The sequence below is a fragment of the Leptospira gomenensis genome, from assembly GCF_004770155.1.
Classification (GTDB): domain Bacteria; phylum Spirochaetota; class Leptospiria; order Leptospirales; family Leptospiraceae; genus Leptospira; species Leptospira gomenensis.
The window spans coordinates 1-15,631 of sequence record NZ_RQFA01000022.1 but is presented as its reverse complement, the minus strand read 5'-3'; the positions used below and the strand labels follow the sequence as shown (position 1 = coordinate 15,631).

General features: G+C 45.8%; 12 protein-coding genes, 1 pseudogene and 1 riboswitch. Of the genes and pseudogenes, 9 read left to right on the top strand and 4 right to left on the bottom strand.

The annotated features are described in order from the left end of the window. Nucleotides 1–3 precede the first annotated feature (3 nt). Nucleotides 4–1,542: a sodium:solute symporter family transporter gene (locus EHQ17_RS04245; protein WP_135592965.1), complete on the top strand. Its 1,539-nt coding sequence runs from the start codon at nucleotides 4–6 to the stop codon at nucleotides 1,540–1,542. Between the two features lie 13 nt (nucleotides 1,543–1,555). Here EHQ17_RS04245 and EHQ17_RS04240 read toward each other — a convergent pair whose 3' ends face one another. The 4 genes from EHQ17_RS04240 to EHQ17_RS04225 all read right to left on the bottom strand — a co-directional run bounded on the left by EHQ17_RS04240 (nucleotide 1,556) and on the right by EHQ17_RS04225 (nucleotide 5,733). Next, nucleotides 1,556–2,746, bottom strand: coding sequence for a hybrid sensor histidine kinase/response regulator (locus tag EHQ17_RS04240; RefSeq protein ID WP_135592967.1), 1,191 nt, complete (start codon nucleotides 2,744–2,746; stop codon nucleotides 1,556–1,558). Beyond that, on the bottom strand, nucleotides 2,743–3,192 hold the full coding sequence (locus EHQ17_RS04235) for a response regulator (RefSeq protein ID WP_135592969.1): 450 nt from the start codon (nucleotides 3,190–3,192) through the stop codon (nucleotides 2,743–2,745). The genes EHQ17_RS04240 and EHQ17_RS04235 overlap by 4 nt, the downstream gene beginning before the upstream one ends. Nucleotide 3,193: 1 nt before the next feature. Further along, entirely contained in the window at nucleotides 3,194–4,576 is a 1,383-nt protein-coding gene (locus EHQ17_RS04230; protein ID WP_135592971.1) for a sensor histidine kinase, read from the bottom strand. 287 nt (nucleotides 4,577–4,863) lie between these two features. Next, nucleotides 4,864–5,733 carry a class I SAM-dependent methyltransferase gene (locus EHQ17_RS04225; protein ID WP_135592973.1) on the bottom strand — a complete coding sequence of 290 codons (870 nt, stop codon included), beginning with the start codon at nucleotides 5,731–5,733 and terminating at the stop codon, nucleotides 4,864–4,866. An 86-nt stretch (nucleotides 5,734–5,819) separates the two neighbouring features. On the opposite strand from EHQ17_RS04225, the gene EHQ17_RS04220 reads away from it, so the two are divergent. The 8 genes and pseudogenes from EHQ17_RS04220 to EHQ17_RS19935 form a co-directional block, all read left to right on the top strand. Then, nucleotides 5,820–6,860, top strand: a complete 1,041-nt coding sequence (locus EHQ17_RS04220) for a CapA family protein (RefSeq protein WP_135592975.1) — start codon at nucleotides 5,820–5,822, stop codon at nucleotides 6,858–6,860. A 406-nt stretch (nucleotides 6,861–7,266) separates the two neighbouring features. Further along, on the top strand, nucleotides 7,267–8,049 hold the full coding sequence (locus tag EHQ17_RS04215) for a tetratricopeptide repeat protein (RefSeq protein ID WP_167881224.1): 783 nt from the start codon (nucleotides 7,267–7,269) through the stop codon (nucleotides 8,047–8,049). Then, nucleotides 8,046–10,259 (top strand): hypothetical protein, encoded by a 2,214-nt coding sequence (locus tag EHQ17_RS04210; protein WP_135592979.1) that lies wholly within the window; start codon nucleotides 8,046–8,048, stop codon nucleotides 10,257–10,259. The genes EHQ17_RS04215 and EHQ17_RS04210 overlap by 4 nt, the downstream gene beginning before the upstream one ends. 408 nt (nucleotides 10,260–10,667) lie before the next feature. Then, nucleotides 10,668–10,913, top strand: a pseudogene (locus EHQ17_RS20355) (hypothetical protein); the annotation flags it as partial. Between the two features lie 123 nt (nucleotides 10,914–11,036). Beyond that, nucleotides 11,037–11,207: riboswitch (cobalamin riboswitch) on the top strand. A gap of 110 nt (nucleotides 11,208–11,317) precedes the next feature. Continuing rightward, a complete protein-coding gene (locus EHQ17_RS04200; RefSeq protein ID WP_135592983.1) occupies nucleotides 11,318–13,450 on the top strand; it encodes a TonB-dependent receptor plug domain-containing protein in 2,133 nt (710 codons plus the stop codon). A 1-nt stretch (nucleotide 13,451) separates the two neighbouring features. Next, entirely contained in the window at nucleotides 13,452–14,615 is a 1,164-nt protein-coding gene (locus EHQ17_RS04195) for a YncE family protein (protein ID WP_135592985.1), read from the top strand. Nucleotides 14,616–14,689: 74 nt separating this feature from the next. Further along, nucleotides 14,690–15,349, top strand: a complete 660-nt coding sequence (locus tag EHQ17_RS04190; RefSeq protein ID WP_135592987.1) for an ankyrin repeat domain-containing protein — start codon at nucleotides 14,690–14,692, stop codon at nucleotides 15,347–15,349. Between the two features lie 63 nt (nucleotides 15,350–15,412). Further along, a partial coding sequence (locus EHQ17_RS19935) for a hypothetical protein (protein ID WP_210414535.1) occupies nucleotides 15,413–15,631 on the top strand: 219 nt, incomplete at its 3' end.

Below are 15,631 nucleotides of genomic sequence, written 5' to 3'. Positions count from 1 at the left end.
AACGTGGCAACTCAACTTGGCCAACCGAATTTCATATCGATCCTATTTTTTCTAATATTCGTAATTCTTACTTTACTAATCACGTATTGGGCCGCTAAAAAAACGAAAACTTCCAGCGAGTTCTACGCGGCGGGAAGAAGTATAACGGGATTTCAAAACGGTTTGGCGCTGTCCGGGGATTTTATGTCCGCGGCTTCCTTTTTGGGAATTTCGGGAATGGTCGCGCTAAAAGGGTTCGACGGAACGATCTACGCAGTCGGCTGGCTTGTGGGTTGGCCCGCGTTGTTGTTTTTGATCGCGGAGCCGCTTCGTAATTTGGGTAAATTCACGTTTGCGGACGTCGTCGCGTTTCGGCTTAAACAAAAACCGATCCGTATCTCCGCTTCGATCGGCGGAATTCTCGTTACTTTGACGTATTCTACCGCACAGATCGTCGGTTCCGGAAAACTGATCAACCTAATGTTCGGAATTCCGTACGAAGGCGCCGTCGTGTTGGTCGGTTTCGTAATGCTCCTTTACGTCCTTTTCGGAGGAATGATCGCCACCACCTGGGTTCAGATCATCAAAGCATGTCTTCTTCTTTTCGGAGTCACGTTACTCGCTTTGTTGGCTCTTTCCCGGTTCGGATTCGATCCGGAAAATTTATACGGAGCGGTGGAGAAGGAATTCGGACGCGCGGCCTTGGAACCGGGAGGTCTGACGGCAAATCCCGTCGATTCCGTTTCTCTGGGATTGGCGCTGATGCTTGGTTTATTAGGACTTCCTCATATTCTAATGCGATTTTACACGGTGCCGGACGCGAAAGAGGCGCGCAAATCGGTCGCCTATGCCACGACTTTTATCGGATATTTTTATCTGATCATTCCTATCGTAGGATTTGCGGCCGCTGCGTTAGTAGGCCGCACTTCGATCGCGGCCGTGGATCAAGGCGGAAATATGGCCGCGACACTTCTCGCCGAATTGCTGGGAGGAAACGCGCTGATGGGTTTCATCGCAGCCGTTGCGTTCGCCACAATTCTTGCGGTCGTCGCGGGACTTACGTTAGCCGCCGCTTCCACCATTTCGCACGATCTTTACGTCAACGTGTTCAAGAACGGAGAAGCGGACGAGAAAGAGCAGGTGCTGATCGCAAAAAAGGCCACGATCGCTTTCGGAGTTTTGAGCATTCTGATCGGGATTCTCTTTAAACATCAGAACGTAGCGTTCTTAGTCGGCCTTGCGTTTGCCGTCGCTGCGAGCGGAAATTTTCCGGCGTTATTTCTTTCCATACTTTGGAGAAACTTGAGTACGGCCGGAGCGGTTTTATCGATTCTTGTTGGTTCTGTTTCTGCGGTCGTTTTGATCGTGTTTAGCCCCACGGTTTGGGTGGAGGTGTTCGGATTTAAGGAGGCGTTGTTCGCTCTCAAAAATCCGGCGATCGTTTCCATGCCACTCTCGTTCGTTACCGCGTTCGTCTTTTCAAAAGTATATCCCGAAAAGACGGCGAGGGAAAAATACGATTCGGAAAAAATACGGACGTATCTCGGAATCGGAGCGGAATGACGGATTGTTCGGATTAAGCGAGGTTCTTTTTTTCAGGTATCGATTGGTCTTCGAAAAAAGGCTCCATAAAAACGGGAAGGTTTATGAAGAAACGCGTATATTCGTTTTCTTTACTTTCGTAAAATAGCTCGCCTCCGTGATCTTTGACGATGCCGGTGCTTACGGAAAGCCCAAGTCCGGTTCCCTTATCCACTTTTTTCGTGGTAAAGAAAGGGCTGAAAATTTTCATAGCCTCGTCCCGGGGAATACCTACGCCGCGATCTTCGACACACATCTGTATCCAGGGTTTGTCTTCTTTTTCGAACTTTTTCGCGGATATGAGAATTAGTTTGTCTGCGTCGTACTTGGGGTATCTCTGATTGAGGGCGTCCCGCGCGTTGTTGAGAAGATTCAGGACCACCTGTTGAATCTGTTGAGGAACACATTCGATTTCGGGAATATCTTCGGGAATATTTAAGTTTATTTGAATATTGTCTTTTTTGAATAACTGTTCGCACAGGGAAACCGTCCGTTGGACCACCTCTCGAAAGTCAACTTTGGAGAAGATATTCTTCTCCTGTCTTGAAAGACGCAGTAGGTCTTTCGTGATTTTCGAAATTCTTTCCCCTTCCTCCAGTATATTACTCGCGTATCTTAGGATCGGCTCGTCCTTGCTCTGAGCAAGGATGAGCTGCGCGAAATTGATGATTATGGTCAGAGGGTTGTTGATTTCGTGCGCGACTCCAGTCGCCAGAAGGCTGATCGCTTCCAGCTTTTGGGCCTGGATGAGTTGGGATTTTAAAGTCTCGTTCTGTTTTTCGATCTCATCCACCGAATTTCTTTCTTCGGCTTCCCTAAGGGCGCGTTCGATCGAAAAATTCAATTTAGAGATCTTGTTTTTGGAGATGTAATCCGTAGCACCGCGTTTGAGCGCTTCTATCGCCGCTTCTTCGCCCAACCACCCTGAGACGAATAAAAATGGAGTAATGGGAGCATAACGTTTCGCGATCTCGAGCGCCTCCATTCCGTCGAAAGAGGGCATGGAAAAATCGGAAAGAATCAGATCCGGTTCGCTCGCTTTTAGTTCCTGAATCAGCTCTTCTTTGGTCTGTATTTGTTTATAAGAAAAATCTAATCCACTTTTTCCGATCTGTCTGATCATGAGTCCTAAATCGTTAGGATTGTCCTCTAAACAAAGAATGTAGACTTTTTTCTGGATCATCATACGGCGCTTTTATTCATTAAAATCCAGTAGAACCCGATTTCGCTTACTACGTCGCTGAACTTGTCGAACTCCAGAGGTTTTACGACGTAGCTGTTTACTCCGAGTCTATAACTTTCCACTATGTCCTTTTCCTCCGCGGAGGAGGTCAGAATGACGACGGGGATCAACTTCGTCAGTTCTTCCTTTCTCACACGTTTTAAAACTTCGATCCCGTCCACTTTGGGCATCTTAAGGTCGAGGAGAATGAGAGAAGGCAATTGAGTTTTATCCCTCTCGGAGTAGGGGCCGGTGGCGAAAAGATAGTCCAACGCCTCTTCTCCGTCGCGAACGAGTTGAAGTTGGTTGGTTAAATTATGTTTTTTTAAACTTCTTAGGGTCAGTTCCGAATCCTGAGGATTGTCCTCCGCATAAAGGATGGATATCGGACTGTTTTGAAAATGGATCATCTTACTTATTTTCTCCCAGGGTGAAATAAAAACAGGCTCCTTCGTCGGGTTTTCCTTCGCCCCAAACGGATCCGTTGTGTTTTTCGACGACCCGTTTGACGATGGCAAGACCCACTCCCGTTCCTTCGAATTGTTCCGTATGATGAAGTCTTTGAAACACGTTGAATAACTTGTGTTGATATCTCATATCGAAACCCGCGCCGTTGTCCTTTACGAAATAGACGGTTCTCCCGTCCTCGGTCCGATACGAAGAAATTTCTATCACCGGATTTTCTTTGTCTTTGGAATACTTATAGGAATTGGAAATCAGATTGAAGAGCAGTTGTTTTAACAACGCGGAATCCCCTTCCGTATGAGGAAGATCTCCGACCACCGTTTTTACTTTGTGATGGGGATAGTAGTCCTTCACTTCGTCCAAAACCTTCTGAACCATTTGACGCATATCGACCGAATTAAACGCCATATCCTTTCTTCCTAAACGGGAATATTCGAGAAGGTCGTCTATGAGTTGTCCCATGGTTTTCGAATTTTTAATGATTATGTTCAGAACCCTTCTCCCTTCCTCGGGGAGTTGGGCGCCGAAGTCCTCCAGTAGGATTTTGGAAAATCCGGAAATGCCGCGGATCGGAGCCCTGAGATCGTGTGAAACCGAATAGGAAAAAGATTCGAGATCCTTATTGGATCTTTCCAGTTGTTCCGAATATTCCTTGAGATTCCGATTGGAAAATTCGACCTCCTCTTCCGCCTTCCGTCTTCGTTTTACTTCTTTGTAAATTAGAATATACTGAATTACTATGAAACTTAAGTTGAGTGCGATCCCCGAAAAGATAAAAAGGTTCGAGATCCAGATGTTGTTTTCGAAACTTTTCTGGCGGATTTCCAAAAGGCGGATCTCCTCGTTTTTGATCTCGTATATGAGGGAACGAATTTTACCGGTGAGTTCGATTCCTTGCGGAGAAAAAAACGCATGCGAATAACTCGAAATCGGTCCGAGTTTTTTTCCTTCGATCTGTGTTTCGAAATAAGCGATTTTACCACGGATCATCGGGATCAACTCCGCGATTCTCCGTTGTTGCTCCGGGTTGTCTGCGGTGCTTGAGTTCAGTTGGACGATTTTTTCCAGAAGAAGTTTTTTATTCTCGGAGAATACGTCGAATTGTTTCGGATCTTTAAAGAGGATATAAGCTCGAAATACCGCGTGAAGTTCGCTGAATGTGGAGAGGATCTCCTCCGAAAGTACGATGACTTTTTCGGTATGCGATTCCCACTGACGCATCTTCGAAGATTGTTGCAAGCCGTAGACGATCGCGCCCGAAACGAAAACGTTTAGGGAGATGATCACCGTAAGTCCGATCAGTATATTCTTTTCAATCGTGTTCTTCAAAGGAATTCTTCGGCTCCTTGAGAAGGGAATCGAGTCTGGAGAATCGCGTGATTCCGATTTAAAATCAGGATGACTTTTTTATATCAATATCTTCAAAATAGCAAGAAAAACTTGAAATTACGTTTAAGATCGATTGGTTGTAGTATACTCGGGCTTCGATCGAGAAATTATCGAATCTCTCGTTGCGTATCGCCGGAATCATTTTAGTATTTCTTGAAATACGCGAATACCTTCGTATCCGCGTTTCCGAAGGAGCGGAGAGTTACGTTTATGTCGTTTCGTCCGGATTATTCCGTTTTTTCGAAACAAAGAGCCATCATATCTCCCTGATCCAAAACTTTGACGAGAGGGTCCGCTATTTTTTTTGCGAATCCGTAGAGGAGGGACGCGTCCTTCTTCGTCGTCATTCCGCTTCCGTAGGTGACGTGGGCGGTTTCCGAAAAACCTATCTCTTTGCAGAGAGAAATCAGACCGGAAAGAGAATAATAGTAAAGGTGTTCGGGGACGTTGAGATACCTCCAGGATGTTCCTTGGAGTTTCGCCAAAATTCCCCAACGACAAGTGGAAAGAACGATTCTTCCGCCCGGTTTGAGATGTGTATGAATTTTTTCTAATGTTTCCCGAGGTTTATGGAGGTGTTCGATTGAAGCCCATAGGGTGACGAGATCGTATTTTTGTCCGTTCCCGCTTTTCCAACGTAGGAAGTCCCCTTGTTCGACCTGAAGACCCAGCTTTTCCCGTGCGAACCGGACGGGAGATTCCGCGATATCGATTCCGTAGGAATCCCAACCGCGTCGCCGCATATAATCCACGAAATAGCCCGCGGCACATCCCACGTCCAAACAACGTTTCGATTCGGGAAGCGAATTTTCCCAAACCTCGAAACCCAAATCCTTTAGGTTGAGCCCGAAAACGCGGGCGATCTCGTTTTTCACCGAATCGGAAAAATAATTGTCGTAACCACGATCGCTTCGTTTGAGAAAATATTCCTCGGAATAATAGGACGCTACTTCCTCCGGAGAGGGTTGCGGGTTTACTTGAACCAAACCGCATTCTTTGCATTCGACAATATGAAATGTTTCTTTTCTATGATTGGATTTGGAAAATAAGGATCGAAAGTCGGAGGATCCGCAGGTATTACAGGAAACACTTTCCATTTTATAAACGTATCGGTCGCGGTGCGGAATCCTTTGACAGAAATTCTGCTTTACTCGTTCCTTCTCCTCGAAACTGATGAAAATACATGAAACTAAGGGCTTTGTATTCCATTCTTTCCGTTTTCCTATTATTTTTTTTCATTCTTCCCCTCGGATCGGAAGAAAAGACGACCGTTACGATCAAGGCGGTCGGAGACATGGTGCCGGGGACGAATTTTCCCGAGCCTCTTTCCATTCAAGACCCGAGATCGTTTTTATTCGGAAAGGTGGAGCGGTATCTCAAAGGGGCCGATATGCTCTTCGGCAATTTCGAAAGCACTCTCACCAATTACCCGAATACTTCCAAGGACACTTCGCGGAGAATGATTTTCGCGTTCCGCACACCGCCCGCGTATGCGAAGGTTCTTAAGGAAGTCGGATTCGACATACTAAGCATCGCGAACAATCATTCCTTGGATTTTCATCAACAGGGTTTCGACGACACACAAAAAAATCTTTCCGACGTAGGAATCCGTTATACGGGCAAGAAGGGAATGATCACGTATATGAACGTGAAAAACGTATCCATCGCCTGGATCGGATTTTCCCATTTGAAGTCGCATAACAACGTAAACGAAATCGAGGAAGGTGTCGCTCTGGTCAAAGAAGCCAAACGTAAGGCGCAGCTCGTTTTTATCTCCTTTCACGGCGGTGCGGAAGGAGGTCCGGCTCTTCACGTCAAAAATCAGATGGAACGTTTTTACGGAGAATACAGAGGTAACTTAGTCGAGTTCAGTCATTCCTTGATCGACGCGGGAGCCGATCTCGTGATCGGACACGGACCCCACTTGGTCCGCGCGATGGAATTGTATAAGGGAAGATTGATCGCGTATTCTCTCGGTAACTTTATGGGATATCGCGCTTTGTCTTCCCGCGGGATTGTCGGTTATTCTCTCGTGTTGGAGGCGGAAGTGGATTCGGAAGGAAAGTTCGTCAAAGGAAAAATCATCCCTCTTCAACTAGATTCCGCATCGATCCCGGAATACGATCCCGATAAAAAGACCATCGATCTGATGAGAAAGTTGACCAAAGAGGACTTTCCGGGCAAGGGACCGAAGATCGCGGAAGACGGTACGATTTTACCTTGAAGTAAAAGGCGTCCGCAACGACACGTTAGCGACGTTCGCAACAGTTCCGTCGTCGCTTGCGATTTTTTTCCGAAAGGCTCGCGACCTCGTTTGAACTCAATGTTGTTCCGTACTTTCGCAACGGAACTTTTTCCGCCGACAATCCGCAATTATAGAACGATATTCCATCTCCTCGGTACGAGGCTCGAATTTCGCCGAATCCGTTTTTAGAAACGTTTTGTTTTGGCAAAAAATAAGATCCATCCTGTTAAGTAAAAAGAATTAAAACCGATCCGTTTTCTAACGAAGCGAGGTGTTCCGTTTTCGCGTCGTATTCTCGAAAAAATTTATTTCCAAAGGTCTATTTTCTGTCATGAAATTCTACGAATCGAAACTCTCTGGGTTGTGCCGAAAATTCGAATCGGGTTTGTTTATTCGAACCGTTTTGATCGGTTTGTTTTTACATTCCGCGTATCTTCGGGCCCAAGATCCGAAAGAGTCATCGCTACGGCTTTTGGATTCGAATCGATTCGAAGAAGTAGTTTCCGCGAATCGGAATCTCTGCGAGAAAACCTGCGGAAATCCCGAAACCAAAGAACTGGTTTCCCAAATGGAAGGGACGAATTCCGCGGTTTTTTGCAATCGATTGGGAGTCGCGTATATGGGGATGCAAGATTTTAAACGGGCGATCGCTGCCTTTAAGAATGCGATTTTCTGCGACGACTCGAGCAAACACCATTCCAATCTCGCTCTCGCTTATACGTACGACAAAGACCATACTTCGGCGGAGATTCATTATAAAAAGGCGATGGATCTTTCGTCTCGAAATCCAGACGATAGCTTGCCGAAAATAAACTATTCGATTATGTTAATTAAAAAAAAAGAATATTCTAATTCGGAATCGATTCTTAGGGAAACCGTAACGAACAAAGACCATCTCTTTTACGCGGAATTATTCTTGGGATATACGTTGTATCAGCAGAAGAAATTTACGGAGGCGTTGTCCCACTACGACCGAGGGATAGGTTTGAATCCGAATTACGCCGATCTTTACGTATATAGGGCCTATGCACATTTTCAATTGAATCAATTGACTAGCGCGGAGATGGATTTGAATCAAGCCGAAACGATACGTTCGGAAGGCGTAAACCCGAGAATCCATCAATTGAGAAGTCTGATCCAAAGAAGAATTCAAGGAAATCGACGATGAATAAAAACGTATTTTTGGTCTCCCTAACGCTCTTCACGATCGTTTCGTTTTCGGTATTACGTTCCGAAAGCGGTTATATGTATTTGGAAAACGGTATTTTAGATTACGCGGAAGACTCTTCCCGATCCGGTTCCACCTCCGAATCCTCGCATTCTCATCCTGGAGTTCAACCTAAGAAGTCGGTCTTTTTTTCGGTTCCGAAAGGACAAACTTTGAAATTCAAGATAGCTCCTTCCTACAACGTAGTAGAAAGAATTTATTTAGAAAATCGCGGAGAAAATTCCGTTTCGATCAAAGTTAGTTCGAAGGCCGATCGCAATCTGTTGGTAGGAATCACCGGAGCAGGGGGTGATTCGTTTCTGACCCTTCCGGCAAAAAAGAAACTGTCCTTGCCCATCCGTTTTTTCGCACAGGATAGTCCTCCCGGTTTTTATAATCTGGAAAATTCCGTTTTCGACGAACAAGGAAACGTTCTTTCTACGATTCAAGGTCTCGTTGAGGTTTTGAAACCGAACCTGGACATTTCCGTAGACATATTGGAAAAAACTCCTTTGACTCACTCGTATCGTATCAAAAACAACGGGGAGGACTTGGCCAATTTTTCGATGTCCCTAAAAAATTCCAAAACGTTACGATTGGAACCTTCGGTGAATCATTACTTTTTTCCGAAGGGAGGTTTTATAGACGTTTCCTTATATGCTACCGGCGCGATCGACGGCGAGATTCGAGACTCCTTTTTATTTTCATCGTCTAACATTGAAAAGGCGATCCCGTTCGTTTTTCAAGCGCACGCGCCCGGTTCGGTGGAAATGGTAAGTCTGGATCCGATCGTCCGTCTGCGTCAAAAGGATTGGTATTGCACCAATCGACCCGTTATCAGTATGGATTATTCGATTCCTTACTTTGAAAAAAGGGAAACTTCGGATTTAGGATTCACCTCGAAATTTTCCTGGTTGATTTCCAAAGGGGAATCTTCCGATACGAACGGGAACGGTAAACCGGACCAATGGATTCTTATCGAAAACGGATCCACGTTGATGGTCGGAGACGATTACGACGAGGACGGTGAAATCGATTATTTTAGGGAAAGAGACAACGAGAATCGAACCTTGAATCGGGCCTATTTCAAAAAGGATAGTCGATGGTATGAAACGAATATCGTAGACGCCTATTTGGTCAGTTCCTATCTTCCGTTTAACGACGGGGCAAACGTTCGACCGCACGAATTGGAGGTTCAGTTGAACGGCAAATCTTTCGCCCAGGAAAAAGGAATCGTTCCTACGGGATCCAGGTTGAGAAAAATTCCGCTTCATTTGTTAAACGACAATCAATTTTACGGTTATTCGGAAAATCGGGTTACTCTTATCACCAAACACCTACCCGAAGCTCATTATCAAGTGAACGCGGAAAATACGCTCCTGCTCTTTTATTCCTCCATTCAAATTCCGGTCGTTAACCCCAAAAAAAAATTGGATTCGAACATAAGCGGTATTTCCGAGAAGATACGGGAAGAGGAAAAGAAAATTTCCGAAGAGCCCAACGAAATCAAAAAAGAGGCGATACGAAATCTTCTGGAAAAGTTGAAACTATCCAGGGATAACAAGTTAAAAGAGGTCGAGAATTTCTTCCGGGAAAATCCGCAAGAAGACGCTTCGCTCAAAACTACAGGAGTGCAATATCGGGGAACGGATCTTGCGGTTTTCAGTTCTGATCTTTCCTTAAATGGGAAAAAAATTTCCGGTACGGCTCGCAATATGGGTTATGAATCCGTTCCTTATACACTTTCCGTCTACAAGTTAAACGATCAAAAATACGTTCTGATCGAAAAACGATCCTTTTCGAATCTGCCTCCGTTTGCACAAAGAAACTTTTCTTTCGAAGTCAAAGACCATTCCAAAACACAAAGGACCGTCTATAAGATCGAGATCGCGCCGAATGAAAAACGGATTCAGGAACTTGTAACGAGTAACAATCAGGCGCACTGGATTTCAGGAACCGAGACGGATCCTCTCAAGCTCAAAAAAGAAATGGCGGAATTGGCGAAAGAAATGGGTTTGGTAAACGATCAGGTTACGTTGACTTCGAAACCCGCTCTTCCTGAATTTAGTGTTACCGAATTCGACAATCTTTCGGGAAAGAGGATCGTATTTCCGAAAAGAACAAAGGACAAGGAAATGAATCAAAAAGAACGTAGGACGATTTTGGAGTAATCAATGAAAGTAATTTATGTTTTACTAATGTATTTTTCGTTTGTATTATTGATTTATCCGCAGCCGGCGAACGATTCGTATCTTCAAAGTTCTAAGGTGGAATGTCTTTTTCCGTTGGAAGTCGAAAATACTTGGCAATACGATATCTTTTACGAAGGTAAGAAGACGGGGATTTTACGGATGGAGGTGTTGAAAAAAACGCACGAGGTTATTGCATTCGAAAAATTCCCGGAGGGATTTCATGAACAAAGATTCATGGACGGAGCGGACTTTTATGACATAAAGATCACCGACAGCTATAAAAAGACTACCACGTATAAACAAATTTTAAAAGTGAATACGCCTTCGAGCGAGCCCTGGGTATATCAACGTTTTTTTTTAATCAAAGACCAATCTTCGGATCAATTCTATCCGTTTTTGAGGCACGAGCTACGGGAAGGAGATCAGATCGTAAATACCATCGTTACTTCTTCCGGGACAAAAACGTTTCAAGGGAAAACGCTTTTCACAGTCGTTTTAAAGGATTTGGAAAAGGACGTCGTCGAGGAATACATGTCCCACACAGGTCTTTATTATTATAAAAACGGCGCGTTGGAATACAAGTTGTCCGGGGCAATGGTTAAACGGTGTTATGACAGTGAACCGTTGCGTTAACGGTTGGAAGAAAGGGATGGATTTTCTGCTTCTAAATTCTTCGAGCCGAGTTGGGGAACGTTTCTTCGGTTTCCTTTCCTTCTTTGCGACGGAATTCTCTTGCTCGTAAAAACGAGGTTCGAAATGCTGGTGAAGGAACTTGTTGAACCTCGGAGACGAGGTGGGAATCCGGTTCAAGTCCGGAGCTGAACCCGCAGCTGTAATCGCCGTTACGGTTTCGCAAATGCCACTGTTTTTACGGGAAGGCGCGAAACCGGCGAAAGCCAGAAGACCCGACGCGTTCCGACGAACCGATTGGCTTTCGGGATCTAAGGTCGGGTTTGGAAAACCGGATTTCGCGATCGACCGACGGCCGTTTTTGCTTTTCCGATTTTTCTTTCCCGTCCCTTCGTTTCGGACGGAAAATGAATCCTTTAAAATACATTCAAAAATTAGAATATTCCGTATTTATTTTGTTGTTTCCGGGAATTCTCCTTTCCCAACAAAACGGTAATTCCACTTCGGGTTCCCCGCAACGAGCCGAAACCGTAAGGGTTTTAGGGAAAACCTCCGACCGTGATCCGCAGAATTTCCGCTCTAATCCGAGCGGTTTCCAATCGTCGATCAAACTGGACGAAACCTCGGCACGTTATACGTCATTGCCCGAGGTTTTGGAACGCGAGGCGGGGCTTCGAGTGCGCTCCTTCGGAGGTTTGGGTTCGTATTCGACGCTTTCTATCCGCGGAACCAATCCCAATCAGTCCCGGATTTATTTGGACGGAATTCCGATCAACAACTCCCAGGGAGGAGAAGTCAATCTGGCCGATCTTCCCTTCGATAGTTTGGAAAGCGTGGAAGTGTATCGTTCCGGAAATCCGATAGGATTTTCCGGTTCGGCCATCGGAGGTTCCGTCAATCTTGTAACCCGTAAGGAATCGGACAAGCCGAGGACACGGATCAATTTGGGCGGAGGTTCGTTTAACACCGGTAAGGTGAGTGCCTCTCACACGGGGAACTACAAAGGTTTCGGGACGAGTTTTTTGGCCTTGGGAGAAAAATCGGATCAGAATTTTTCGTTTAAGAACGATCATGGAACGGTCGTTTTAAACACGTTAGACGACACTATCGATCGGAGAAAAAACGCCGCCTTCGAACGTTCTTCGCTTTTTGGAACGGTCAGATACGTGCTCGGTAAAACCGAACTCAAATTGTTAAACGACTTCAATCACAGGATCCACGGTTTGCCCGGGCAGGGTTCCGACCAGACTGAACGTGTTCACCGTAGATACGACCGTTATACGGGTTCCTTTTCGACCGATACGAAGGAGTTGTTCGTCGATCGGCTACGTCTCGAAACGAGGGCCTTTTATTCCGCCGCCAAAGACGATCTTTTCGATCCTCTTTCCGAATTCTCCAAAGGCGCTCCGAACTCCAAAGCGGAGATACGACAGACCGGTCTTCAGTTGAATCCTACCTTTTATCTCACGGATTATTATCAGATTATTCGAATGTTCGCTTCCTTCGAAAAAGAAACGTTCGAGAGAGAGCGTCTAACGTCTTCGAATTATTTTGCGCGGGCCGAGCCTCTTAAGGAAAGGACGTATTCTTCGTTTCGTCTGGAGGATGAGATCCGTCTGTTCGACGCGAAGATTCTCCTTATTCCCTCCGTCACCTGGGACGAATACAGGGATCGTTTCCCTTCGGTGGAACCTTGGTTTCGTAAAGAGGATCCTTGGAGCGGCGATAGGAAAAAAAATTCCTTCACCAATCCGAAATTCGGCTTCGTATGGAAATGGTTCGAGCGGGAGAATTGGAATCTTCAGTTTCAGGCAAACGTTTCGAGGCAATATAGGATTCCCTCTTTTTTGGAAATGTTCGGAGAAGCCGGTCAGATCGTTTCGAATCCGGATTTGAAACCGGAGAAAAGCGCCAACGGAGACGCAGGTTTGGTCTTTAAGTCCGATCATTCCTTTTTGAGGACGAAAACGAGCGTTTCCTATTTTTCAAAGGACGTCAAGGATATGATCCTCTTCCTTCCCAATTCCCAATTTACTTTGAGACCGGAAAACGTGGACGCTGCGAATATTAGAGGAATTGAATTTTCGCATCGTCAAGATTGGAAATTAGGTTTTAAATTCCTTCTGAATTATACGTATCAGGATGCGATTAACGTTTCTTCGTCGCCTTATCTCAACGGTAAAGTTCTTCCGCTCAGACCTAAACACGAATTTTCGGGTACGTTTTCCTGGAAGGGGAAACGTTTGGAAACGGGTGTGGAACTTCTATACATCGGCGCCGTGTTTCGTGACAGGACGAATGAATTTGTGAATTACGTGCCGGCGCGTCAGATCTGGAATTATTTTTTCACGTGGGTTTTGTATTCGGAGCCGGGGGAAACGGTCGTCGATCCGTCCGGGAAAACGAAAGAGTCCGCGCCGGCGCGTGAGATTCTGTTTACTCTGGAGATGAAAAATTTTACGGACAAACGCGTGTCCGATCTGATCGGCTATCCTCTTCCCGGAAGAAGTTGGTATGCGACTTTGAGTATGAGGTTTTAACATGGGACGCAGAATCCAAATTTTAATTATATTAATTTTTTTGAATGTATTCTGTCGTGATATAGAAAAGCCCTCCTTTACGAGTCTTTTGCTTACGCAGAATCTTCCAGGAAACATAGGGGTGGTAACTACGGATTTTGGAGGAGGGGGAAGATTCAAGGTTCTCAACCCTTCCCTTTTGTACGCGTATCCCGGATTGACGCCTATCCATTCTGACGCGGTGGCCCGTTTTGGAAACGGAAGGGTTTTCGTTCTCAATCGTCTCAATCGCGACAGCATTCAGGTATTGGAGCCGAATTACGGATTTCTTACGATCGGGGAGCTGTCCCTCGGTTCCAAAGTCAATCCGGTGGATATGGAATTTGCCGGGCCTTCCAAGGCATACGTGACCTTGTACGGATCCAATCGATTGTTGATCGTGGATCCTACGTATCTTTCCGTATTAGGTTCGATCGATTTGGGTGGATATTCCGAAACGTTTTCTTTGGGAGGCGCTCCTGACGGCATTCCCGAAATGAACGGAATGAAGATCGTAGGCGAATCACTTTTTATTTGTTTGCAACGTTTGGATCGCAACGACCCTTCGGGATATTTTCCGCCAAACACCGATTCGCTGCTTTTGGAAATTCATATTCTAACGGATACGGTCGTAGGTGTTTATACCTTTCCTTCCTCCAATCCAGTGAACAAACCGCAGTTGCTCGATCTTTTCGGAGAGCCGCATCTCGTATTCGCCGCGCCAGCAAGAATGGGATTTCAAAGTCAGATCGACGGAGGTGTGGTCGCATTTCGGCTTTCCACAAGAACGTTTCGTCCGGGATTTTTGTATTCCGAGGCTACTGCGGGAGGAGATATCGTCGGGGTTCAGATAAAATCGGAGACGATGGGATACGCTTCGGTTCTGGACGCGGGATTCAACAAAACCTTACAGACGTTTAATCCGAACACCGGAGAAAAAATTTCATCGTTGTTGAGTATTCCTTCGAGTTACGACGCAAGTCTTTCGAGCATTTTGCTCGCTTCGGATCGCATTTTGTACGTTGCGAATACGGAATTTCGAAGAGCGGGAATTACGATGTTCGATACGGAACGCGAAAATTTATTAATTACGCCGACTCCGATTTCGGTCGATCTGCAGCCTTACGATATTATCGAATTGAAATGATGAAATCTTTCTAAATCTCTTGATTTTTCCGAAAAGAAGTATCTAATCCTCCTCACAAAAAGCGCGGGTGGAATATGCAGGAAATCTTTCAAGCGATAGCGGGCGGACTCAACTCCAAAGTAATCGGTCTTTTGAAGCGGGATCCTGACTTGTTTCAAGCTACTACGGAGGAAGGAATTACTCCGGTATTATTTTCCTTATATTACGGAAAGCTGGATCTCTCGAAGGAGATCTTTCGGATGAGTCCGAATAAAAATCTGTTCGAGGCGGTCGCACTCGGAGATTGGGATGAAACAAAACGGGTGATCGAAGAATTTCCGGAGACGATCAATTCGTATTCCAAGGACGGATGGACCGCGTTACATTTGGCCTCGTACTTCGGACATTTTGAAATCACCGAGTTTTTGATTCGATCGGGGGCGGATCTTGCACTGACGTCCAAAAGCAAATTGTCATACGGGAATACCGCGTTGCATTCCGCGATCGCGACCGGAAAGAAGGAGATCGTATCGTTGTTGTTGGAAAGAGGTGCGGATGCGAATTCCGTTCAAAACCCGGGACAGATCACACCTCTTCATGTGGCTGCAAGTCGGTCGGGGAGTATCGAAATCATTCAGTTGTTGCTTCGGAAAGGTGCGGATAAAGCCAAAGTGAATTCGGAGGAACAAACACCGTATTCGATCGCAATAGGGCGGGGCAACGATCCGGAAGCGAGCGCGCTCAAAATCGACTGAATCCTATGCTGCCCGACGATATTCTCGCGCGAGCTCAAGTTCGTAATAAATATTTTTTTGCTAATGCGACTTTCTGTCCTTCCGTTGCTTCGTCAGAACGTCGCCCCTGACCGTTTCGACGGAAAGGTTTGTAAGGTTTGTCCGGAAGAAGCGATCACATTTAGGGGGTTCGGGGCGTGTCTCGGAGCCGCCGGTGGTCGGCCAAACTACATTCATTTTTTGGAATATTCCGGCGGCTCCGAGTCGCGTGACTCCGGGCTCGCGGATTCCCGCTCGTCCTCT